Consider the following 21,760-nt stretch of genomic DNA (forward strand, 5'->3'; position numbering starts at 1 on the left):
ACTTAGAACCGCGCCTTTACAAGATGCGTCAGCGCCGCGCCGGATTCAAAAAAGGCGCGGCGCACGCGCGTCCAGTTTTCGCGGTGTTCCGACACTGCGGGAACCGGCAGAAGCGAGGGATCACCGGCCAGAAGGCTTTCGGCCATCATGCGGCCGAACACCGTGCCCGGGCCGATGCCGCGACCGGAATACCCGTGTGCGGCCAAAGCGTTGGGGCCGATCTGCGTGATCTTTGGAATATGATCCGATGTCATTGCGATCCGCCCGTGCCACCCGTGTTCCAACGGCTGGTCGGCCAATTGCGGATAGAGCTCGGCCAGCTTGCGCCGGACCCAACCGGAATGTGCAACCCGGCCGACATGTCCCAGATCCCCCATGCCGCCAACGATCATCCGACCCGCCTGATCCAGCCGGAATGACGTCATGATCAGCCCGGTATCCCAGCACCCTTCTTTCCTTGGCAGGATACTGGCGCGCAAATTGTCGGTCAGCGGGGCCGTGGCATACTGGAAATAGTAGACCGGCACATAGGCAGGCGCGGTATCCGGCAGCGCAAGATGATAGGCATTCGTCGCCTGAATGACCGATCTTGCCCGAACCGTCCCGCCCGGTGTCATCAGAACCCAGTGCCCGCCCTCATATGTCATGGTCTGCACGGGGCTTTGCGTGTGTATCCGCGCCCCGGCCTGTGACGCCGCGCGCGCCAAACCCACCGCATAGGCCAAAGGCTGAATGGTTCCTGCCCGTGGATCGAACAAGGCGCCTTGAAAGGCCTGGCTGCCGGTGCGTTCACCCGCCTGGTCCGCCGACAACAGCTCAACCGGCGCTCCGGTTTCGCTCAACTGCGCATGACGCGTATGCAGGTCCTTCAAACCCGACGCGGAATGAGCGCAATGCAGGGTTCCGTTGCGCACGGGCTCACACGCAATGCCATATTCATCGATCCAGGCAAACACATCCGACGGCGCCTTGGCCAGCAAGTCGATCAAACGATTCCCCGGTTCAGTACCGAGATGCGTGCGGATGTCGTCCGGCGGCAGCCACAGCCCCGCATTGACCAGACCGACATTGCGCCCCGAACCGCCAAACCCGATTTCCTGCGCCTCGAGCAGGCAGACCGACGCGCCGGCGCGGGCTGCGGTCAAAGCCGCTGAACAACCGGTGTAGCCACCTCCGAAGACAGCCAGATCAACCGCTGCGTCAGCGGTCAGGGGCGGTGCGGTGACTGTCTCGGTGCAAGTGGTCTGCCAAAGTGATTGTTCGGGATCGTTCACGTCGGACCTCTGAGTCTTGTCGGCGGATCATCATACCGACACCCCCCCTTTTGCAAGCGGCCTTTTGACCCGTGCTGCGACAACGAAACAGGCACGGCAGGCACGGGCTTTGCCCAAGCCTGCCGTGCCCAACCGGAGGAGTCATTCCGTCAGGAATGAAGACGACGGGCGGGAGAGCCCGCGTGGTGGGCTCAGACGTCGAGCGATCGCGCGATCAGCTCTTTCATGACCTCGTTGGTGCCGCCATAGATCATCTGCACCCTGGCATCCGCGTAAAGACGCGCAATCGGGTATTCCATCATGAACCCGTAGCCGCCGAACAGTTGCAGGCATTCATGCATGATCTCGTTCTGCACCTCGGATCCCCAGTATTTGGCCATCGAAGCAGTTGCCGCGTCCAACTCGCCTGCTTCCAGTTTCCCGATACAATCATTGATGAAACTGCGCAGAACCTCGGCCTTGGTCTTGCATTCCGCCAGTTTGAACCGGGTATTCTGAAAATCCATCACCCGCTTCCCGAAGGCTTTGCGTTCCTGCACGTATTTCACGGTTTCGCCGATGGCGAAATCGATCGCGCCCAGCGCCATGATCGCGATATTCAGCCGTTCCCACGGCAGCTGTTTCATCAGCTGATAGAAACCCTGCCCTTCCTCGGGTCCCAACAGGTTTGTCATCGGCACTTTGACATCTTCGAAAAACAGCTCAGCAGTGTCATTGCCCTTCATGCCCAGTTTCTTGAGGTTCCGCCCCCGGCGAAAACCTTCACACCCGTCGGTTTCCACCACGATCAACGAAACGCCGCGTGCACCAGCGGTCTTGTCGGTCTTGGCGGCCACGATGATCAGATCCGCAGTCTGTCCGTTCGTGATGAAGATTTTGGACCCGTTCAACCGGTAGGAGTTGCCGTCCTTCTCGGCCGTCGTCCGCACCGCCTGTACGTCCGAACCGGTACTGGGTTCGGTCATTGCCAGCGCGCCGACCAATTCACCCGACGCCAGTTTGGGCAACCACTTCTTCTTCTGATCTTCGCTGCCATAAGCGGTGAGATAGTGGGTCACGATCGACTGAATACCATAGCCCCAACCCGCATCACCCCGCGCGCCCTGTTCGTAGGCCGTGATGGCGTCAAAGCCCATGCCGCCGCCGACGCCGCCATATTCTTCAGGGATCGCACCCGCCATCAGCCCGGTTTCGCCGGCCTTTCGCCAGAAATCGCGATCCACAACGCCGTTTTCAACCCAGGTTTCGATATTGGGCGACAGTTCGTCATCCATGAACCGACCCGCCATATCCGCGAACATGCGGTGTTCATCAGTGACCCATGCCGCAGTCGAAGTGAAAAGTGACATTGAACGCCCTCCAATCGGTCTTTCCGAAAAGGCTAGCGCCGTGTTCGGTTCACGCCAATCCTTGTGACGCCGCGTCCCTTTGAGGAACAACGCAACGTCTCGGCCTGCGATGTCAGAGAACACCTTTTGGCTGGCGGGGTTCAGCCAGTGCTTTGGCCAAAAGGTGCTTGGCCGCATCCTTGGCGTCTTCCGCCGGATCGCAGTTCTTGAGCAGGACGGCGGAAACGATGGCTCCTTCCTGCAACAACACGATCTGACTCGCGAGCTTCCGAGGATCATGCGCGCCGGCCTGCCGGGCTATGGCCGTGAAGTGTTCCAGCAAAAGCTGTTTGTGTTCGGCGGCCTGCACATGGATGGGGTGATCCTTGTCCTGATACTCGGCCCCGGCCTTGATGAACATGCAGCCCCGGAACCCGTCCTCTTCGAACCACTCTTTCAGGGCATCGAAACTGACGATGATCTGATCGGCCGGTGTTTCCGCCATCTCGTCGATGCGCTGAAAGAACCAGTTGCGAAAGTTCTCATCCCGCAAGCGCAGCGCGGCGACGATCAGGTCTTCCTTGGTGCTGAAATGTTTGTACATCGACGTCTTGGACACGCCCGTTTCCACAACCAGCTTGTCCATGCCGGTTGCGTGAAACCCGTCGCGGTAAAAGACCTTCAGGGCCTTGCTGACCAACTCATCCCGTTTGTTTGGGCGCATGATTCGGCTCCATGGTGTACCGTTCTGTACATATTATCATGGAACGTGAAGTACAATGACCTCAGTCCAAAGCATTGTTTTGAAATAGTTTTACCAGGCGCCTTGTCTCACCATGAAATTTCCACTTGCAAAAGTTTACAGATCGGTACACTTTGCTTGTAAGTTAACCGATCTGTACACCCGAGGATTTGACCGATGAAACGTCGCGCCAGCATTTTTCCACCTCAGTACGTCCCCTTCCTTCTGACCATGGCTCTTCTTGCCGCCTCCCTCACCTGAAAGCCTTTTGCGAAATGTCCAGACCCCCCTTGCCCCCCTTCACGTTGGAAACTGCCGCTCAAAAAGTGCGCGCGGCGGAAGATGCCTGGAACAGTCGCGATCCCGACCGCGTGACGCCCGCCTATACGGATGACAGTCAATGGCGGAATCGGGCTGAATTCCTGTCCGGCCACGCCGACATCCACGCCTTTCTGACCCGCAAATGGCGGAAGGAACTGGATTATAGTCTGATCAAGGAACTGTGGGCCTTTGCCGGAAATCGCATTGCCGTACGCTATGCCTATGAATGGCGCGACGACAGCGGTCAGTGGTTCCGATCCTATGGCAATGAAAACTGGGAATTCGCCGATGACGGGCGCATGTCACATCGCCATGCCTCGCTCAACGATCTTCCGATAGCCGAAGATGACAGGCTGTTCCATTGGCCCTTGGGCGAACGCCCTCATGACCACCCCGGGTTGTCCGAACTGGGTCTTTGAAAGGATTTTCCAATGCCCCGCGCTTTTTCCGAACTGACCTTCACACCCGCTGTCCGCGCCCATCAAGAAAGGATGGGATCGGCCAGAACCTATGCCAAGTTCATTGCAGGTGGCCCGCGGCAAGGCCATCTGATCGGAGACCCCGAGAAAGAGTTCATTCAGGCGCGGGACGGGTTCTATCAATCCACCGTGTCCGAGACCGGCTGGCCCTATGTGCAGTATCGGGGCGGGCCGACAGGGTTTCTGAAGGTACTTGGCCCTCAGACCATCGGATATGCGGATTTTTCGGGCAATAAACAGTATATCTCGCGCGGGAATCTGGACGGCAATGATCGTATTGCAATGATCCTGATGGATTACGCCAACCGACGCCGTCTCAAGATCCTTGGGCGCGTAGAGTTCACGGAAGGCGAAACAGCGGCCGCCACCCTTTACCCGGAAGAGGCCGAGGGACCGGCCGAACGGGCCGTGATCATCCGCGTCGAGGCATTGGACTGGAACTGCCCAAGCCACATCACGCCGCGCTTCACCGAAGCAGAGTTGCGCCCTCATCTGAACAGGCTGGGGCAGCAGTTGGCAGAGTTGCAGGCGGAAAACCAAAGGCTGAAACAGCAATTGGCAAAGTCAGGTTGACGTTTCAGCCCTCACAGAATTTCCGGATTTCAAGAATAGGGAGTGTCGCAATGGTTCGCTCGGTCTTTCACCTTTCGGCGGCTTGCCTTGCCGGTACTGCCCTGATCATTCTGATCATCATGTTCGGTTTTTTCGCTTCACCCAGTGCGGTACGAACATCGCCGCCATCGGTATTCAGCAAGATTTTGTTCGAACATTTGCAGCAAGAATGATGACCGAGCGTCACTGCGGCAGGAACCCGGCAAGCGCGCTTGTCGTTTCAAGCCAATGCCATCAACTCGGGCTCACGGGGCGCATAGGCTTAAAGACTGAAGAACCTGGCCTAAGAGCGGCCCGGTTCCAGGTCTGCTCTCACCACCAAGAATGGTGAGAGCATAAATAAGCCGGATCAGGCCGTGCTGCGCTTTTTCCGCCGCCCCATCACAAACAGACCGCTGATGCCGCCAAGAAGCAGCCAGCCAGCTGCGGGCAGCGGCACGGGGGCTACCGTGTATTCCCCATACAGCGTTGCGACGTTTTGCATGTTTTCCGTTGTGCTGAAGCCGTTCGAAATGGTGCCGCCGCCGTCCTGAGAGAACCCGAGGACCGAGAACACATAATTCTGCCCACGAAAATTAAAGCTCTGAGAGCCCAAATTGTTGGTAATGGTCACGATGTCATCACAAGGGGTAGAATCCGCCGGACAGTTCGCTGGACGATTCAATGTCTCGTTATGCGTCAGGGCAAACGACGAAGACACCAAAGGGCCACCGCTGATCAGTATATCGACAAGGAGGTCGACAGAGCTTAGGGTTGTTCCCGTGATCGGGAAATTCAGATGCGAGAACTGACCCAGAGCAAAAGCAGTTCCAGGCATCAGACCTGAAATTGGCGTGCCAGTTGGCGTGAAATCGTAACCACTCGAGCTGCTGCCACTTCCCCAGCGAAGAGAAATCGTAGAACCAGAGGTGCTTTCAGTAACGCCGGAACTTGGATTTACGTTTTGCCAAGAGGGCGAGATGCTGGAAATGGTCAGCGCCGACGCACCGCTTGCAGTCATCACACCTGCAACAGCGATCGCAGCTATGTTTCGTATGAATGTCATGTGCCCACCTTACGTATGAATACTCGTTACAAACCACTCCGAGAAAGAGTAGCACAACAGGATCATATTTCTAGCTCACGCGCCACATTGACGCCACGTTTTCACCTCAATCAAGGCGAATGACGCCCCAAAGAGCGTCGAAAAGGACACAATCATCTGGCCTGCGCCAATTGTCCAACTTTTGGAAACAGATACTTCGGATACAAGGCGCCAGCTCAACAATTGAACACACAAGTGGGCGCCGCGTGATGGCTCATCAACGGTCGGATCGTACCATTGCTTCGATACCGGCGGCGCAAAAGTCCACCAGACGGTCCATGCCTGATACGTCACCGCCCTGCGACAGGGCTTTGACCCGCCATCCACTGTTGAGATGGGCCAGCATCGCCGAGACCGAATAAACTTGGCCACTTGCCAAAACCGCAGGATCGACATCCGGGTAAAGCGTGGCGATCTCGGTGATGAACAGCTGGGCGGTAGGGTCGAAACATTCCGCTGCGATATCGCGCCACCTGGGGTCAACCGATACGTGGGCCACCAACCGCCCATATGCCATCCATCCGGGCCCACCCGTTTCTGCCAGGTCCACATAGGGTCGGATAAAGCTGTCCAGAATGCTGTGAAGCGTCAGCGGAGCGGCGGCCTTGGCTCTGTTCAACGCGTCGATCCGAAGCTGCGCCAGCGCGTCCGCGCGCCGCGCCACGGTTTTGTAAAACAACTCCTCCTTGCCACCACCATGATGGTGCACAAGACCAATCTGAACCCCCGCCAAGGCCGCGATATCCCGGATCGACGCACCCTCGAATCCCCGTTCGGCAAAGACGGTTTCAGCCGCATCCATGATCCGCGCCTTGGTTTCAAGCGATCGCTTGGACGGTGCTCTTTGCCTTGGTTTTTCTATGTTTTTTGGACTCATAAATTTCATCTTGCCTTATTTTGGTCGTTCGTTCAAGTTAAGCATCACGAACTTCGGGAGGGTTCATGACACAGACGCGCAACGCATTCGCCCTGATCGGGGCGGGGCCGATGGGTTTGGCCGCAGCCAAGGTGCTCAAGGAACAGGGCGTCGCCTTTCAGGGGTTCGAATTACATTCGGATGTGGGCGGTCTGTGGGATATCGATGCCCCCAGATCAACCATGTATGAATCGGCGCATCTGATCTCTTCAAAGCGCATGACCGAATTCGAGGATTTCCCGATGGATGAGGCTGTGGCCGAGTACCCCTCGCACCGGGCGATGCGCGACTATTTCCGGTCCTTTGCCGATCGTTTCGGCCTGCGTGAAAGCTACAGGTTCAATGCAGAAGTCACCCGGATCACTCCGCTGGGCAAATCCGGTGACGGTTGGCGTGTTGGCTGGCGGGACGCCGAAGGTGAGCATCAGGCCGAATTCGCAGGGGTTCTGATTGCAAACGGCACCTTGTCGGAACCGAATATGCCCAGCTTTCGCGGCACGTTTGACGGCGAGTTAATCCATGCCTCGCAATATCGGTACCCCAGTCAGTTCGACGGCAAGCGCGTGTTGGTCGTGGGCGCGGGCAATTCCGGCTGTGACATTGCGGTTGACGCAATCCATCACGCAGAACGCTGCGATCTGTCCATGCGGCGCGGCTATTACTTCGTGCCGAAATACGTTTTCGGCAAACCGGCCGACACGATGGGCGGCAAGATCCGCCTGCCGATGTGGTTGAAGCGCAAGCTGGACAGCCTCATCCTCAGTTGGTTTGTCGGTGATCCGCAGAAATACGGCTTTCCCAAGCCCGATTACCAGCTGTACGAAAGCCACCCGGTGGTCAATTCGCTGGTCCTGTATCACGCGGGCCATGGCGACCTGCGCATTCGCCCCGATATCGACCGCCTGGAAGGCAAAACCGTGCATTTCAAGGACGGCACGCGCAAAGAATATGACATGATTCTCGCCGCGACCGGATACAAGCTGCACTATCCGTTCATCGACCGAGCCCTGCTGAACTGGCAGGGCGATGCCCCACATCTGTACCTGAACGCGATGCACCCCGAACGGGACGATCTTTTTGTGCTGGGTATGGTCGAGGCCACGGGTCTGGGCTGGCAGGGCAGGCACGAGCAGGCCGAAATGGTGGCGCGCTATATCAAAGGCCTTCAAAAGGGCTGCCCGGTGGCGACCGATCTGAAGGCTGCAAAACAAAAAGACTATAAGCGCGCCACCGGAGGCATGAGCTATATCGATCTGCCGCGAATGGCTTACTACGTCGACAAGGCCACCTACAGAAAGGCTGTCACCGGGTGGATCGAACGGCTGCGGAAAGCCACGGTATGAGTGGTATCGACGAAATTACGCTGAATTTCAGCCCGGCCTCTCTGACGCTGTTGAATGCGATACTGGCGATCGTGATGTTCTCGATTGCGATCGATCTGACACCAAGGGATTTTGATCGCCTCAGACGCGCGCCGAAACCAGTGATCGTCGGGCTGGTATCCCAATTTCTGGTCCTGCCGGCGCTGACTTTTGCGCTTGTGTGGGTGACGGCCCCGCGACCGTCAATTGCGCTTGGGCTGATCCTTGTCGCAGCCTGTCCGGGCGGCAATATCTCGAACTTCATTACGCACCGCGCCGGTGGCAATGCGGCGCTGTCGGTGTCGATGACCGCCTTTGCCACGATCGGCGCAATTTTCATGACGCCCTTCAACATTGCGCTTTGGGGCGGGCTGTATCCACCGACACGCGCGATCCTGCAACAGACCCAGATTGACCCGGTTCAAATCGCAATCCTTGTCGGGTTGATGCTGATCCTGCCTCTGGTTCTGGGCATCGCACTGAACCAGCGCCGCCCGGCCCTGACCGCACGGTTGCGTGCGCCGCTGCAATACCTGTCGATGGGTATTTTTGCGGCTTTCATCTTACTTGCCCTGGGCGCGAACTGGGGGTTATTCCTCAGCTTTGCCGGGGCTGTTGCCGGGCTTGTGATCCTTCACAACGCCCTGGCGCTGGGGGGCGGTTGGGTTGTGGCCACTCTGACCCGGCTGTCCCCTTTCGATCGCCGCGCCATCACCATCGAAACCGGCATTCAGAATTCCGGCCTTGGGCTGGTTCTGATCTTTGCCTTTTTCCACGGGCTGGGCGGCATGGCCGTCGTGGCGGCGTTCTGGGGCATCTGGCACGCGATCTCGGGGATTGCCCTGGCGTCGCTCATGGCCCGAACCGAGGCCGCGCGATGAGCCGTATCCTGATCACAGGCGCCGCCGGTATGGTCGGGCAGGCACTGTTGCCCGAACTTAAGGGGCACGATGTTTTTGCAACGGATATCAAACGCCCCGACAGCATGCCGGAAAACGTCCACTATCTGCCCATGGATGTGACGACCGACGCGCCCGCGCGCGTGATCTCCAACGTGAAGCCTGAAGTCATTGTGCATCTGGCCTCCATCGTGACGCCTCCGCCAAAAATGGAACGGGCGGCGGCATATGCGGTTGATGTCGAGGGCACCCGCAAGGTGGTGAACGCGGCCCTTGCCAACGGAGTACGAAGATTGGTGGTCACATCCTCGGGTGCGGCCTACGGCTATCACCCAGACAACCCCGTGCCCCTGCGCGAGGGTGATCCGTTGCGCGGCAACCCAGAGTTCCCGTATTCCGATCACAAAAGGCAGGTCGAAGAGATGCTGGCCGACGTTCGCAAAACCGCCCCCGATCTGGAACAGGTCGTGCTGCGCGTGGGCACGGTTCTGGGGGCCGGGTCCGAAAACCAGATCACCGCCCTGTTTCACAAACCCCGCCTGCTGGCCGTGGTCGGCAGCGAAAGCCCGTTTGTGTTTATTTGGACGCATGATCTGGCACGCATCCTGAAGCGCGCGGCAACCGACGGGCCAGTTGGCGTTTACAACGTCGCCGGGGACGGCGCGATGGGCGTGACCGATCTGGCCCGCGCCATGGGGAAACCGGTTCTGCGCCTGCCCGCTTGGGCGCTGAAATCGGCTTTGGCCGCTGCGCGTCCGCTGGGTCTGTCCCGCTATGGGCCGGAACAGGTGCGATTTCTGCAATATCGACCGGTTCTGGACAACACCGCCCTGAAATCCGACTTCGGTTACACTCCGGAAAAAACCAGTGCGCAGGTATTCTCGCTCTGGCAAAAACAGGCGGGGCTATGAAGACGGCTGTCATATCCGGCGGGGCGGGCGGTTTGGGGCGGGCCCTCAGCCATGCTCTGCAAAGTCGCGGGTGGCGAGTGGTGCTGCTGGATCTCGATGTTTCAGGTCTGGACACCGGGCCGAACCAGTTGCCTGTTGGCTGCGACCTGACGGATCCCGACCAGCTTGCCAGAGCAACCCAAAAGGTGATCGCGACAAGCGACAGTATCGATCTGGTCATCTACAACGCCGGTGTCACGCAAATCCGGGGCTTTGAAAAGTCCGACGCGGCCAGCCACCGAACTCTGTTTGACATCAACTATTTTGCGGCCGTTGAAATGGCCCGCGTGTTCTTGCACCCGGTTCGGGCGTCAAAGGGGACACATCTGGCCATCTCATCGGTGGCCGGGTTTGCACCGCTTTACCATCGGACGGCCTATGCTGCCTCGAAACACGCGCTGGAGGGGTTCTTCAAATCGCTGCGCTCGGAAGAAGCCCCTCATGGCGTTGAGGTTCTGATCGCTGCGCCGTCCTTTGTGGCCACCAACCCCGGCAACGCACAAGAGCAGGCGGATGGCACAGCGCGGCCCGGATCGGCGAAGGACGGGATGGACGAGATGAGCCCCGAGGCCGCCGCCGAAACGATCCTGCGCGGGTTGGACAAATCGCAGCCCATGATCCCGGTTGGCCGCGTGGCGCGCCTGTCCTGGTGGCTCAACCGTCTGTCACCGCGCCTCTATCAGCGCATGATGGAACGAAACGTGCGCGGCTCGGGGCACTAAAAAACTGCCCCAGGCCCTTGACCTTCCCGTCACTGGAACCCCCATCTGGTGGGCAAGGAAACTTCATGGGCGAGTCGCATGGCGCAAAAAGCACTGACAGAGCTGAAAATCACGGGCATGGGATGCGCATCCTGCGTGGGACGCGTTGAAGAGGCGCTGCGTGATGTGCCCGGGGTTGAAACGGCCTCGGTCAACTTTGCAACCAAGTCCGCACAGGTGGCTTTTAACGGGCCGGTTTCGGCGCTGACCAAGGCATTGGACGCGGCAGGGTATCCGGCCGAGACCAGCCGGGCGGATCTGATCATTGAAGGTATGAACTGCGCCTCGTGCGTGGCCAAGATCGAGCGCGCGCTGAAGCCCAGCCCCGGTGTGATCGAAGCGCAGGTCAATCTGGCGACACAAACTGCCGCGGTGACTTACGCTGCTGGGACAACGACGCCACAGGCGCTGGCACAGGTGGTCACCGACACCGGATACCCGGCGCGGCCTCAAGCCGCTGCGACACCCGAAGACCGCGCAGACACTGAAACAGCAGGGCTGACCCGGGCCACTCTGCTGGCGGCCGCTCTTGCCCTGCCCGTGTTCATACTTGAGATGGGCGGGCACATGATCCCCGCCTTCCACCATTGGGTACACGCCACCATCGGCACGCAGACTAGCCAGTTGATTCAGTTCGCCCTGACAACGGCCCTGCTGCTGGGACCCGGTCGCGTGTTCTATCGCAAGGGCATCCCGTCGTTGCTGAGGGGCACGCCGGATATGAACGCGCTGGTCGCGCTGGGAACCGGGGCGGCCTATCTGTATTCGGTGGTGGCCACATTCGCCCCCGGCGCATTACCGATCGGAACTGCCAACGTCTATTACGAGGCGGCGGCTGTGATTGTCGTTCTGATCCTTCTGGGCCGGCTGATGGAGGCGCGCGCCAAGGGCAAAACCGGGGCCGCGATTCGTAAACTGGCGGGCCTTCAGCCCAAAAGCGCGCGGGTCGAAATCGATGGCCGGATAGAAGACCGCCCTATCGGCGAGATTGCGTTGGGCGACATCCTGCACATCCGCCCGGGCGAACGTGTGCCGGTGGATGCCGAAGTGCTCGAGGGCACCTCTTACGTCGATGAAAGCATGATCACGGGCGAGCCGATACCCGTTGGAAAATCAGCCGGCGCGGCTGTTGTCGGAGGAACCGTAAATGGCACCGGCGCCTTGCGGGTTCGGGCGACGCGCGTGGGAGGCGACACGGTGCTGGCTCAGGTCGTTCGCATGGTGCAGCAGGCGCAGGGGGCCAAGCTGCCGATCCAGGGCCTGGTCGATCGGATCACATATCGCTTTGTCCCGGCGGTCATCCTGGTCGCCGTGATCACCGTCGCAGCTTGGCTGATCTTCGGCCCAAGCCCCGCCCTGCCGCTGGCTCTTGTCGCCGGGGTTTCCGTGCTGATCATAGCCTGCCCCTGCGCCATGGGTCTGGCCACTCCGACCTCGATCATGGTCGGCACCGGGCGCGCGGCCGAACTGGGGGTGCTGTTCCGCAAAGGTGATGCCTTGCAGCAGCTTCAGCAGGCACGCGTCATCGCGCTGGACAAGACCGGGACCCTGACACTGGGCCGTCCAGAACTGGACAATGTTCTGACGGCGAACGGGTTTGACAGGGATGAGGTCGTGCGGCTGGCCGCCGCCCTCGAGGCGCGGTCGGAGCACCCGATAGCTTCGGCGATCACCCGGGCCGGGCCTGCGGCGCTGCCACAGGCGACGGACGTCCTGTCGCTTACCGGGCTTGGCATGCAGGGGCTGGTTGAAGGCCGCAACGTGTTGATCGGGTCGCACCGGCTTATGCAACAACGCGGGATCGACCTTGGCCCCCTGGCAAGCGAGGCAGAGGCCCGCGCCGCCGAAGGGGCTACACCATTGTTCGTCGCATTGGATGGGCAGGCCGCAGCCACGTTGTCTGTGTCCGACCCGGTCAAACCCGGCACGGAAGAGGCGCTGGAGCGGCTCCACCAAATGGGTCTGACCGTTGCCATGGTCACCGGAGACAACGCGCGCACCGCGCAGGCCTTGGCTGATCGGCTGGGGATTGATCACGTCACCGCCGAAGTGCTGCCCGACGGCAAGGTGGATGCGATCACCGCCTTGCGGGACCAGTTCGGTACGCTGGCTTTCGTCGGCGACGGCATAAATGACGCCCCGGCGCTGGCAACGTCTGACATCGGCATCGCCATCGGGACGGGCACCGATGTGGCCATCGAAACGGCTGATGTCGTTCTGATGTCCGGCGATCTGCGCGGGGTTGCAAATGCAACCGAGATCAGCCGCAGAACGATGCGGAACATACGCCAGAACCTGGGATGGGCATTCGGTTACAATGTCCTGCTGATCCCGGTCGCCGCTGGTGCGCTGTACCCGTTCGGAGACCATCTGTTGTCTCCGGCGCTGGCCGCAGGTGCGATGGCGCTTTCGAGCGTCTTTGTCGTCTCGAACGCGCTGCGTCTGCGTCGCGTTCAAGCCAGCGTGCCGGAAACCCCGATCCCGCCCGCCAAGGAGGTGCACGCATGAATATCGGAGATGTGTCCGCCCGCACTGGCCTGCCTGCAAAGACGATCCGGTACTATGAAGACATCGACCTGATCAAACCGCTGCGCGACGACAACGGCTATCGCCGATTTCGCAATCAGGATGTGCACAAGCTGAACTTTCTGGGCCGTGCCCGGGCTCTGGGATTCACCATCGATGATTGCCGGACATTGCTGGCGCTTTACGAAGATGAAACCCGCGCCAGCGCGGATGTGAAACAGGTCGCGCGGGATCATCTGGCGCAGATCGAAGCCAAGATCGCCGACCTGAACGCGATGCGCGAGACGCTGAGCCACCTGATCGACGCCTGCGCCGGGGATGACAGGCCGGATTGCCCGATCCTGCAGGATCTGGGCGGGAAGGGCTGACTTGGGGTTGCCCTTTGGGCGCAGCTTTGCTTTGTCTTCGCCAAACATTTCGGCCAGGCACGCACCGCTGAAGCCGACCGAACAGCGGAGAGGATCTCAAAATGGCAAAAGTCGCGTTCCTTGGCTTGGGCGTCATGGGCTATCCCATGGCTGGGCATCTTCACGCCGCAGGTCATGACGTCACCGTCTACAACCGCACGGCCGCCAAGGCCGAAGCCTGGGTAAAGCAGCATGGCGGATCGATGGCGGCCACCCCGAAAGACGCGGCTGAAGGCGCCGAATTTGTGATGGCCTGCGTCGGCAATGACGACGATCTGCGCATGGTTTGCACGGGCGAGGACGGCGCATTTCGCGGCATGTCCAACGGGGCTGTTTTCGTCGACCACACCACGGTTTCTGCAAAGGTCACACGGGAATTGTACGCTGCCGGCCAATCACTGGGTATCGCCTTCGTGGACGCGCCGATCTCGGGCGGCCAGGCAGGCGCCGAAAACGGTGTTCTGTCAATCATGTGCGGCGGAGATCAGGCGGCGTATGATGCGGCTGAACCGGTGATGCAGGTCTATGCGAAGATCTGCCGCCGCATCGGGGACAGCGGCGCGGGCCAGATGACCAAGATGTGCAACCAGATCGCCATCGCAGGGTTGGTTCAGGGCCTGAGCGAAGCATTGCACTTCGCCGAGAAGGCCGGGCTGGACGGAAAGGCCGTGGTCGAGGTGATCAGCCAGGGCGCGGCGGGCAGTTGGCAGATGGCAAACCGGTATGAGACCATGCTGGATGATCAGTTCGAACATGGCTTTGCCGTCGACTGGATGCGCAAGGATCTGGGTATCTGTCTGGATACTGCCAATGAAACCGGTGCGTCCCTGCCCGTCACCGCTCTGGTCGATCAGTTTTACAAGGATGTGCAGAAACTGGGCGGTGGCCGCTGGGACACCTCGTCGTTGATCAAGCGCCTGCGGGCCCTGGGGTAACGCGGGGGGCTGTCTGCCCCCCATCGCGCCAGGGCGCGATTCCCCCCGAGGATATTTTTGGCCAGATGAAGAGGGCTCCGGCGCGATCGGAGCGGAGACGGGAATGGACGATTTGAGTGCTTTTTGGACGGCCGCGCTGCGGCAGCTCTGGGGGTTGGACGCCCGTTTGACGCGGTTGGATGGTGAATATGATCTGAACTTTCTGGTGCACGCCACCAATGGTCAGGATTATGTGCTGAAGGCCATGCGGGCCGGATGCGAAGCGGATCTGGTTGATCTGCAAATCAAGGCGCTGGCGCATATCGCTTCTGAGGCACCGGGGTTGCCGTTTCCCAAGGTATTCCCTGATCTGACCGGCGCAATGCTGCCCGAGATTGCCGATTCTGAAGGACAGCGCAGGCTGGTTTGGCTGTTGGAGTGCCTGCCGGGCCAATGTTACGCGAAGGCCGCCCCAAAATCCGAAGAGCTGATCCTGAAACTGGGCCGCGTATTGGGGGCAACCGACCGGGCCCTGGAAGGGTTTGAGCATGAAGGGTTGCACCGGACCGGTTTCAAATGGGACCTGATGCAGGCGGGCTGGATTGCTGACAAGTTAAACGCGATCTCTGACCCCGCGCGGCGGGCGCTGCTGACGGAAATCTGTGAGGGGTTCGCTGCAATCGCGGATGTCCTTGCGGATCTTCCGAAACAGGCCATCCACAATGACGCCAATGACTACAACATTCTGGTCGAAGGGGAACTGAGCGAGCGGCGGCGGATCTCGGGCCTGATCGATCTGGGCGACATGTGCGCCGCGCCGCGCATCTGCGATCTGGCGATTGCCGGCGCGTATGTCGTGCTGGATCACCCCAAACCGGAACGGGCACTGGCTGCGTTGGTAAAGGGCTATCACGCGGCCAATCGGCTGCGGGCGGATGAGGTTGACCTGATCTGGCCGTTGCTGAGGATGCGGCTGGCCGTGTCGGTCGTCAACTCGACCCTGATGGCGGCCGAGAATCCGGATGATCCCTATGTGACGATCTCTCAGGCGCCCGCTTGGCGGTTCCTTGAGAACACATCCGTCAATGGCGGGCTGATGTCGGCGCGGTTGCGGGCGGCTTGCGGCTTGCCCGTGGTTGATGGGGCTGAACGCATCCACGCCTATCTTCAGGAACACCGGGGACATTTTGCCGACATGTTTGGCCAGGACCTGGGCGGTGTGCCCATGGGCTCGCTTTCGGTCGAAAACTGCGTCTGGCCGCAAGACCCATTCCACATGCCTTTGGCCGAGGCCGCGCGCGTTGGCGAGGAATACGGGCAGGACCTGTGGCTGGGTTACTACAACGAGCCCCGCCTGATCTATGCCGAGCCGGGGTTTCGCAAGGGCCCGTGGAAAGCCTCGGACAGACGGACGGTTCATCTGGCCGTGGATGTGTTTGCACCTGCCGGGACGGTTCTGCATGCACCGATGAGCGGCCGGGTCGAAGTGGTCGAAAACCGCGACCAGCACCTTGATTACGGCGGGGTGATCATCCTGCATCACGAAACGCACGAAGGCGACCCGTTCTATACGCTCTATGGCCATCTGGATCCGGAATGCTGTGACCGGCTGAAACCCGGCGACCCGGTGGCACAGGGGGCCGCGTTTGCGCGGTTGGGCGATGCCGGCCAGAATGGCGGATGGGCCCCGCATGTGCATTTCCAGCTGGCCCTGACCACCGATGGCATGGAAGCGAATTGGCCCGGTGTCGGAGACCCGGACGAACTGGAGCTGTGGCACGCGGTCTGCCCGAACCCGGCGGCGTTGCTGAACCTACCGGATGACAAGGTGTTCTATCACCCCACTGACAAAGCGGACATCCTGCACAAACGGCGGGCGCTTTTCGGGGGCAACCTGTCCCTGACCTATGACGACCCGGTCATGCTGGTGCGCGGCTGGAAGCATCACCTGTTCGACGAATGGGGACGCCCCTATCTGGATGCCTACAACAACGTGCCGCATGTGGGCCATGCCCATCCGCGCATTCAGGCCGTGGCTGCGGACCAGTTGAAGCGGATGAACTCGAACACCCGCTATCTGCATCCGGCACAGGTGGAATTTGCCGACAAGATCCTGTCGAAGATGCCGGATTACCTACAGGTCTGCTTTTTCGTCAATTCGGGAACCGAGGCAAACGAACTGGCCCTGCGGCTGGCCCGCGCCCATACCGGCGCGAAGGGGATCGTGACGCCGGATCACGGCTATCACGGGAACACGAACGCTGCGGTGGCGATCTCGGCCTACAAATTCAACAAACCGGGCGGCATTGGGAAAGCCGACTGGGTTGAACTGGTCGAGGTTGCCGATGACTATCGCGGGTCATTCAGGCGTGACGATGCGGACCGGGCGCAAAGATTTGCTAATCTTGTCGATCCGGCGATTGCGGCCCTTCGGGACCGGGGGCAGGGCGTGGCCGGTTTCATCGCGGAAACCTTCCCGTCGGTCGGCGGCCAGATCATTCCGCCCAAGGGCTATCTGCCTGCGGTTTACGAAAAAATCCGTGCTGCCGGCGGCGTTTGCATCGCCGATGAGGTGCAGACAGGTCTGGGACGACTGGGCGAATACTATTTTGGCTTCGAACACCAGGGCGCGGTTCCGGATATCGTGGTGATGGGCAAGCCAATCGGCAACGGGCACCCGCTGGGCGTGCTGGTGACGACCAAAGAGATCGCGGACAGCTTCAACAACGGGATCGAGTTCTTTTCGACCTTTGGCGGCTCGACCCTGTCCTGCCGGATCGGCAAAGGGGTGCTGGATATCGTCGATGACGAAGGGTTGCAGGACAATGCCCGCCGGATGGGGGATCGTCTGATGGCGGGGCTGCGCCAGATCGAAGCCGACTTTGGTTGCGTTGGCGACGTGCGGGGTATGGGGCTGTTTCTTGGCGTGGAACTGATCAACCCCGATGGAAGCGAAGGCACCGAGATTTGCAGATATGTCAAAAACCGGATGCGCGATCACCGCATCCTGATCGGCAGCGAAGGGCCCAGGGACAACACCCTGAAAATCCGCCCGCCCCTGACCATCGAGGCCGAGGATGTTGACATGATCCTGTGGGCGCTGCGGGATGTGTTGTCCGAGGTGGGCGACTTTACCCCTGCCCCTGTTTGCGATCATGATCATCACCATGCCGGATGCGGGTGCTGCTGAACGAAAAAACCCCGGCGCATCGCCGGGGTTCAACCGTTTCACACTCAGGGTCAGTGGAGCACGGCCGAGGGGGTCTGGTGGCCGGTGGTCGGCATTTTGGAACCTGCGGTCATACGTCTGAGAGTCAGCCCCAGTTCTTCCGACAGGGATGCCAGCGCGGGGGCAAAATCCGGACGTACGATCAAAGACGCCAGCATCATCGCATCTTCACGCTCCCCTTCGGACGCTGCCGCGATCATCTGTGCAAAGCAATTCTCATCCGCGCCAAGGCACGCACATCCAAGACCATGCCGGATCAGGGGGCGGCGGCCATGGGTGGCGCATAGCGAGCACAAGCGATCCAAAGTCAGCATTGCCGCACGCCCGCAATCCGCGCCCAGCGCGACTTGGAAATCGCTGGCAGCGTCGGCACGACCGCCCTCGCCTTCGCTCCACATCCGCAGATACATCACGGCACCCGCTTCGATGGGATCGAGATCGGCAAGGCGGCCAACCGCTGCGCCGCCGCGCTTGAAAGGCGCGCTCATTTCGTCAGGATCAGTTTGCCTGCACGGGTGATGCGCAGGGTATAGAGTTGATCGCCAAGTTCTATATGGGCTAGGTTGCCGCCCTTGGTCAGATCCTCGGCCTTGTGCGCGGGAAGCATCGAGACAGCGTAACCTTGGGTTGGGGTCGGGTTCTGTACGTTCATCGGGACATCTCCAGAGCGTTTCGGCATGGTGCCATATCTATCGCGTTTCAATTGATTTGGCTGACCCCGAAAGGGCTGGCTTTCTGTTCCTGTTGCTTAATCTGATTATTTTAGTAAGGATTGTCAAGCATCGTTTTGAAACAGGCGATTGCCCCCCGGTACAGGGCGGGTTAGGTCTTGGGTCGGGCGATGAAGGGCAAGCAAACATGACCGCAGCAGTTGTATTCGATCTGGACGGAACGCTGGTGGACAGCCTGGGCGATCTGGCGGCGGCGGCCAACCGCACGCTGAGCGACGTTGGGCATGATCCATTGGCAACGGACATCATCAAAGGATTCGTCGGCAACGGTTTACCCAAGCTGGTCGAACGCATGATCCGGCATTGCGGGCTGCCGCTGGATCGCCACGCGGAACTGACCCAACTGACCCTCAATCACTACAATTCCGCGGCCAGCGAAACGACCGTTCCCTACCCCGGCATCCCGGAGGCATTAGCCAAATTGCAGCAAATGGGATGCGTTCTGGGCGTCTGCACCAACAAACCCGAAACACCGGCGCGGCATGTGCTGGAGGCACTGAACCTGTCCCGGTATTTCGGCGCGGTTCTGGGTGGCGACAGCCTTTCGACGCGAAAACCGGATCCCAACCATCTGTTCGCAAGCTTCGATGCGCTTCAGACGTCCGGCCCGCGTCTGTTCGTCGGCGACAGCGAAGTTGACGCGGAAACGGCTGCGCGTGCGAAGATCCCGTTTTTGCTGTTTACAGAAGGATACCGGAAAACACCGGTCGCCGAAATTCCACACACCCTGGCCTATGGTGCATCACAAGATTTGCCCGCCCTCGTCGCCAAATTGATCAAAAGCTGACGCCGGTCGCGAAGATCATCGCGCCCTTCGACGCCCGTAGCGATCCGCATGGCCACCGACCCCGACTGCCATGACCCCCAAAAGTTAAGAGGGGCCGGCCGAGGGGGTGTGGCCAGCCCCTCATCGGGGAAAGTTAATACCGTGTGTGTTTGTGTGGTAAGTACGGTAAGTTATGTTTACCCCTGTTTGTCGCGGCGCGAAATTGGGGGTTTCCCGTAGTTCCCCAAAAAATGCGAAAAATAAGGGAAAAATGGCGTTTTTCCGGCCCCGGTCATCTGCAAATTTTCGCATGCAAGACGGGCTTCTGGGCCGCAGCTTCGCAGGGATGATCTGCAAGCCGATTGCAAGCCAAGGGTAACCCTAGGAAAACCTGTCAGAAATCACGCGACCCTGAAATTACCTGAACAGAAAGGTGCTCTGCCAATTGACCGCATGAAACCGCCGGTTCAGATCCCGGACAGCCTGACAATTGCGTGTGTGTGATACTCAAAACCAAACGATCTGCGCCAAACGCGGCTGAATTCCGCGCCTCAACGCGAGATTCCTTGCCGACTCCGTCGACCCCGACTGCGCTTTCCGAATCTTCCCTACACCTGGCACGCGACGTTCAATCGGTTCTAGCAGTTTTCTGCGCGGCAGATGCGTGCCGGGTTGCGCTCAGGATATCAGGCTGTCGGGCACCAACACCCTGTTCATCACAACCCGACGAATCTGTCGGCCGTTTTCACAGCACCCTGCCGCGCAGGAAAACCGGCTATTGGTAATTCTTCGCCTTGGACATTTTGCCGATACCCGGATTGAACGCGTTGGTCGGGTCACAGCATTTGTAATGTGCCGCCAGGTCCGGCTTGGCCTTGTAAAGGTGCCCCACGTTATGTTCAGCAGGGTATTCCGCGCCGCGTTCGTCAAACAGTTTCAACATTGCGGCCTTCAGAGCTTTTGGGTCAGCCCCTTTTTTGACTATGTAGTCCTGATGCATCACGTGGCACATGAAGTGCCCGTAATAGAGTTTGTGAACCAACTGGTCTTCGATCTCAGGCGGCAGCTTCTCCAGCCAGTCCTGGTCGTTGCGGCGCAGTGCGACGTCAAGTGCGATGATATCTTCGACGTCGTCCGAATGGATCGCCATGTAACGTACCGCCGCGCCTGCCGCCGCAAAACGATGAAGGCCTGCGATCCTGGCCTCGCGCGCATCACATTCGAAAAATCCGCCATCCCGCCCACTCAGAAATCGCGGCAACCACTCAGCGGCCTCGGACACACCTTCATCCTTCATTTTCAGGATCAGGTGATGTTCGTACTTGTCGCGGAAGTCCGTCATCCGTTTGGGCAGGACACGGGGCCACAAAGCTATTGCTGCCTGCATGAAACGATCAGTGAAATTTCGCAAAAACGGAATGCGCCGCAGGCGTGCATCCACGGCGCCTTTCATCGCAAAGAACATCGGCAGACGGTCCGTGCCAAGCTTGTCGATCATCACGACCGTGTCCTTGCCATAGCGTGCTGCAATATCGAACGCTTCGCGATGCATGTATTCGGCCGAAACCGGCAGCGATTTGAACTCTGACAATATGTGGCGCCGCAGGTCCGCCAGATCGTCGGGATTGTTGGTGCCCACATAGAACACCTTCTCGACCTCGTTCTTGGGAAAGGTGTCAAGGCGCACGGCAAAAACGGCCAGCTTCCCGGCCGAGCCCGAAGATTCGAAAAGCTTGGCCTTGTCCGCATTGAACCGCGCAGGCGTTTCCGCATTCACATCCCGCACGATCTGTGCGTAGTCGCTGGCCGATGCACGTTTGTTGGTTGCCCCGGGATTGCGTTCGAACCTGCCTGCATCGAGGTTTGCAAGGATCTCTTCCGGCGTGCTGCCCAGATCGATGCCCAGATGGTTGACCAGTTCCAATTCACCCTGTTCGGTGATTTGCGCATAGACGGAAAGTTCCGTGTAAACCGGACCGCGCTCTACCAGAGAACCGCCGGAATTGTTGCATACCCCACCCACGATCGACGCGCCGATGCAGGACGAACCGATGACCGAATGCGGCTCGCGTCCGAACGGGGCCAACAGTTTTTCCAACGCAAAAAGCGTGGCGCCCGGAAAGCTGACGATCTGCTCTGCGTCGTTCAAGGGCACCAGAGTATCCATCCGGCGCGTGTTGATCAGAACTACGTCACGGTCATAGGTGCCGGACGGCGTAGACCCTTCGGTCAGGCCAGTATTGGCCGCCTGCATGATGACGATCTTGTCGGCTGCAACGCAGGCTTGCAGGATCTTCCATTGCTCCAGCAGGGTCCCCGGCTGAACGACGCACAGCGCCTCACCCTCGCCCGAGCGGAAACCGCGCCGAAAGCGCTCTGTCGCGCGCTCTCCAATCAGCACGTGACGCGTACCGACGATAGAGCGGAAATGTTTGATCAACGCGTCATTGGTCATATCGG

At 59.8% G+C, this 21,760-nt stretch carries 19 protein-coding genes; 11 read left to right on the plus strand and 8 right to left on the minus strand.

Annotated elements, in window-relative coordinates; genetic code table 11:
- Positions 1 to 2 precede the first annotated feature (2 nt).
- The 3 genes from GS614_RS06650 to GS614_RS06660 all read right to left on the minus strand — a co-directional run bounded on the left by GS614_RS06650 (position 3) and on the right by GS614_RS06660 (position 3,326).
- Positions 3 to 1,274, minus strand: a complete 1,272-nt coding sequence (locus tag GS614_RS06650; protein ID WP_171725790.1) for an FAD-dependent oxidoreductase — start codon at positions 1,272 to 1,274, stop codon at positions 3 to 5.
- A gap of 191 nt (positions 1,275 to 1,465) precedes the next feature.
- Positions 1,466 to 2,623 carry an acyl-CoA dehydrogenase family protein gene (locus GS614_RS06655; protein WP_171363873.1) on the minus strand — a complete coding sequence of 386 codons (1,158 nt, stop codon included), beginning with the start codon at positions 2,621 to 2,623 and terminating at the stop codon, positions 1,466 to 1,468.
- 112 nt (positions 2,624 to 2,735) lie between these two features.
- On the minus strand, positions 2,736 to 3,326 hold the full coding sequence (locus tag GS614_RS06660) for a TetR/AcrR family transcriptional regulator (RefSeq protein WP_171725791.1): 591 nt from the start codon (positions 3,324 to 3,326) through the stop codon (positions 2,736 to 2,738).
- Positions 3,327 to 3,619: 293 nt separating this feature from the next.
- Between GS614_RS06660 and GS614_RS06665 the strand changes: the two genes are divergently transcribed.
- Positions 3,620 to 4,084: a nuclear transport factor 2 family protein gene (locus tag GS614_RS06665; protein ID WP_171725792.1), complete on the plus strand. Its 465-nt coding sequence runs from the start codon at positions 3,620 to 3,622 to the stop codon at positions 4,082 to 4,084.
- A 12-nt stretch (positions 4,085 to 4,096) separates the two neighbouring features.
- On the plus strand, positions 4,097 to 4,717 hold the full coding sequence (locus GS614_RS06670; protein WP_171118650.1) for a pyridoxamine 5'-phosphate oxidase family protein: 621 nt from the start codon (positions 4,097 to 4,099) through the stop codon (positions 4,715 to 4,717).
- A 388-nt stretch (positions 4,718 to 5,105) separates the two neighbouring features.
- On the opposite strand, the gene GS614_RS06675 is transcribed toward GS614_RS06670, so the two are convergent.
- Entirely contained in the window at positions 5,106 to 5,801 is a 696-nt protein-coding gene (locus GS614_RS06675; RefSeq protein ID WP_171725793.1) for a THxN family PEP-CTERM protein, read from the minus strand.
- Positions 5,802 to 6,057: 256 nt separating this feature from the next.
- The gene (locus tag GS614_RS06680; RefSeq protein ID WP_171363877.1) at positions 6,058 to 6,717 is read right to left on the minus strand and encodes a TetR/AcrR family transcriptional regulator; all 660 of its coding nucleotides are present in this window, start codon (positions 6,715 to 6,717) and stop codon (positions 6,058 to 6,060) included.
- Positions 6,718 to 6,782: 65 nt separating this feature from the next.
- Here GS614_RS06680 and GS614_RS06685 point away from each other — a divergent pair, with 65 nt between their 5' ends.
- The 8 genes from GS614_RS06685 (at position 6,783) to GS614_RS06720 (ending at position 17,764) form a co-directional block, all read left to right on the plus strand.
- Positions 6,783 to 8,099 carry an NAD(P)/FAD-dependent oxidoreductase gene (locus tag GS614_RS06685; protein ID WP_171725794.1) on the plus strand — a complete coding sequence of 439 codons (1,317 nt, stop codon included), beginning with the start codon at positions 6,783 to 6,785 and terminating at the stop codon, positions 8,097 to 8,099.
- The gene (locus GS614_RS06690) at positions 8,096 to 8,998 is read left to right on the plus strand and encodes a bile acid:sodium symporter family protein (RefSeq protein ID WP_171725795.1); all 903 of its coding nucleotides are present in this window, start codon (positions 8,096 to 8,098) and stop codon (positions 8,996 to 8,998) included. Before GS614_RS06685 ends, GS614_RS06690 begins: the two co-directional genes overlap by 4 nt.
- Entirely contained in the window at positions 8,995 to 9,927 is a 933-nt protein-coding gene (locus GS614_RS06695; protein ID WP_171329342.1) for an SDR family oxidoreductase, read from the plus strand. Before GS614_RS06690 ends, GS614_RS06695 begins: the two co-directional genes overlap by 4 nt.
- Positions 9,924 to 10,688: an SDR family oxidoreductase gene (locus GS614_RS06700; protein ID WP_171168846.1), complete on the plus strand. Its 765-nt coding sequence runs from the start codon at positions 9,924 to 9,926 to the stop codon at positions 10,686 to 10,688. Before GS614_RS06695 ends, GS614_RS06700 begins: the two co-directional genes overlap by 4 nt.
- Before the next feature lie 78 nt (positions 10,689 to 10,766).
- Positions 10,767 to 13,235, plus strand: coding sequence for a heavy metal translocating P-type ATPase (locus GS614_RS06705; protein ID WP_171725796.1), 2,469 nt, complete (start codon positions 10,767 to 10,769; stop codon positions 13,233 to 13,235).
- Positions 13,232 to 13,621, plus strand: coding sequence for a Cu(I)-responsive transcriptional regulator (gene cueR / locus GS614_RS06710; RefSeq protein WP_171725797.1), 390 nt, complete (start codon positions 13,232 to 13,234; stop codon positions 13,619 to 13,621). Before GS614_RS06705 ends, cueR begins: the two co-directional genes overlap by 4 nt.
- Positions 13,622 to 13,722: 101 nt before the next feature.
- Positions 13,723 to 14,595, plus strand: a complete 873-nt coding sequence (locus GS614_RS06715; RefSeq protein WP_171725798.1) for an NAD(P)-dependent oxidoreductase — start codon at positions 13,723 to 13,725, stop codon at positions 14,593 to 14,595.
- 103 nt (positions 14,596 to 14,698) lie between these two features.
- Positions 14,699 to 17,764 (plus strand): aminotransferase class III-fold pyridoxal phosphate-dependent enzyme, encoded by a 3,066-nt coding sequence (locus GS614_RS06720; protein ID WP_171725799.1) that lies wholly within the window; start codon positions 14,699 to 14,701, stop codon positions 17,762 to 17,764.
- 50 nt (positions 17,765 to 17,814) lie between these two features.
- On the opposite strand, the gene GS614_RS06725 is transcribed toward GS614_RS06720, so the two are convergent.
- On the minus strand, positions 17,815 to 18,291 hold the full coding sequence (locus GS614_RS06725; protein WP_171725800.1) for a hypothetical protein: 477 nt from the start codon (positions 18,289 to 18,291) through the stop codon (positions 17,815 to 17,817).
- Positions 18,288 to 18,455, minus strand: a complete 168-nt coding sequence (gene hemP, locus GS614_RS06730; protein WP_083445319.1) for a hemin uptake protein HemP — start codon at positions 18,453 to 18,455, stop codon at positions 18,288 to 18,290. Before hemP ends, GS614_RS06725 begins: the two co-directional genes overlap by 4 nt.
- Before the next feature lie 206 nt (positions 18,456 to 18,661).
- Between hemP and gph the strand changes: the two genes are divergently transcribed.
- Complete coding sequence (gene gph / locus GS614_RS06735; protein ID WP_171725801.1) at positions 18,662 to 19,321, plus strand: phosphoglycolate phosphatase; 660 nt, start codon at positions 18,662 to 18,664, stop codon at positions 19,319 to 19,321.
- A gap of 754 nt (positions 19,322 to 20,075) precedes the next feature.
- Here gph and dld read toward each other — a convergent pair.
- Complete coding sequence (gene dld / locus GS614_RS06740; RefSeq protein WP_171118674.1) at positions 20,076 to 21,755, minus strand: D-lactate dehydrogenase; 1,680 nt, start codon at positions 21,753 to 21,755, stop codon at positions 20,076 to 20,078.
- Positions 21,756 to 21,760: the final 5 nt, after the last annotated feature.

Origin of the sequence: Ruegeria sp. HKCCD6604 (assembly GCF_013110635.1) — a bacterium.
Lineage (GTDB): Bacteria > Pseudomonadota > Alphaproteobacteria > Rhodobacterales > Rhodobacteraceae > Ruegeria.

What these genes read in the sequence shown, in the direction of transcription:
- GS614_RS06655 (WP_171363873.1), bottom strand. Translation starts at nt 2,623, where the DNA reads ATGTCACTTTTCACTTCGACTGCGGCATGGGTCACTGATGAACACCGC.
- GS614_RS06660 (WP_171725791.1), bottom strand. Translation starts at nt 3,326, where the DNA reads ATGCGCCCAAACAAACGGGATGAGTTGGTCAGCAAGGCCCTGAAGGTC.
- GS614_RS06665 (WP_171725792.1), top strand. Translation starts at nt 3,620, where the DNA reads ATGTCCAGACCCCCCTTGCCCCCCTTCACGTTGGAAACTGCCGCTCAA.
- GS614_RS06670 (WP_171118650.1), top strand. Translation starts at nt 4,097, where the DNA reads ATGCCCCGCGCTTTTTCCGAACTGACCTTCACACCCGCTGTCCGCGCC.
- GS614_RS06675 (WP_171725793.1), bottom strand. Translation starts at nt 5,801, where the DNA reads ATGACATTCATACGAAACATAGCTGCGATCGCTGTTGCAGGTGTGATG.
- GS614_RS06680 (WP_171363877.1), bottom strand. Translation starts at nt 6,717, where the DNA reads ATGAGTCCAAAAAACATAGAAAAACCAAGGCAAAGAGCACCGTCCAAG.
- GS614_RS06685 (WP_171725794.1), top strand. Translation starts at nt 6,783, where the DNA reads ATGACACAGACGCGCAACGCATTCGCCCTGATCGGGGCGGGGCCGATG.
- GS614_RS06690 (WP_171725795.1), top strand. Translation starts at nt 8,096, where the DNA reads ATGAGTGGTATCGACGAAATTACGCTGAATTTCAGCCCGGCCTCTCTG.
- GS614_RS06695 (WP_171329342.1), top strand. Translation starts at nt 8,995, where the DNA reads ATGAGCCGTATCCTGATCACAGGCGCCGCCGGTATGGTCGGGCAGGCA.
- GS614_RS06700 (WP_171168846.1), top strand. Translation starts at nt 9,924, where the DNA reads ATGAAGACGGCTGTCATATCCGGCGGGGCGGGCGGTTTGGGGCGGGCC.
- GS614_RS06705 (WP_171725796.1), top strand. Translation starts at nt 10,767, where the DNA reads ATGGCGCAAAAAGCACTGACAGAGCTGAAAATCACGGGCATGGGATGC.
- cueR (WP_171725797.1), top strand. Translation starts at nt 13,232, where the DNA reads ATGAATATCGGAGATGTGTCCGCCCGCACTGGCCTGCCTGCAAAGACG.
- GS614_RS06715 (WP_171725798.1), top strand. Translation starts at nt 13,723, where the DNA reads ATGGCAAAAGTCGCGTTCCTTGGCTTGGGCGTCATGGGCTATCCCATG.
- GS614_RS06720 (WP_171725799.1), top strand. Translation starts at nt 14,699, where the DNA reads ATGGACGATTTGAGTGCTTTTTGGACGGCCGCGCTGCGGCAGCTCTGG.
- GS614_RS06725 (WP_171725800.1), bottom strand. Translation starts at nt 18,291, where the DNA reads ATGAGCGCGCCTTTCAAGCGCGGCGGCGCAGCGGTTGGCCGCCTTGCC.
- hemP (WP_083445319.1), bottom strand. Translation starts at nt 18,455, where the DNA reads ATGAACGTACAGAACCCGACCCCAACCCAAGGTTACGCTGTCTCGATG.
- gph (WP_171725801.1), top strand. Translation starts at nt 18,662, where the DNA reads ATGACCGCAGCAGTTGTATTCGATCTGGACGGAACGCTGGTGGACAGC.
- dld (WP_171118674.1), bottom strand. Translation starts at nt 21,755, where the DNA reads ATGACCAATGACGCGTTGATCAAACATTTCCGCTCTATCGTCGGTACG.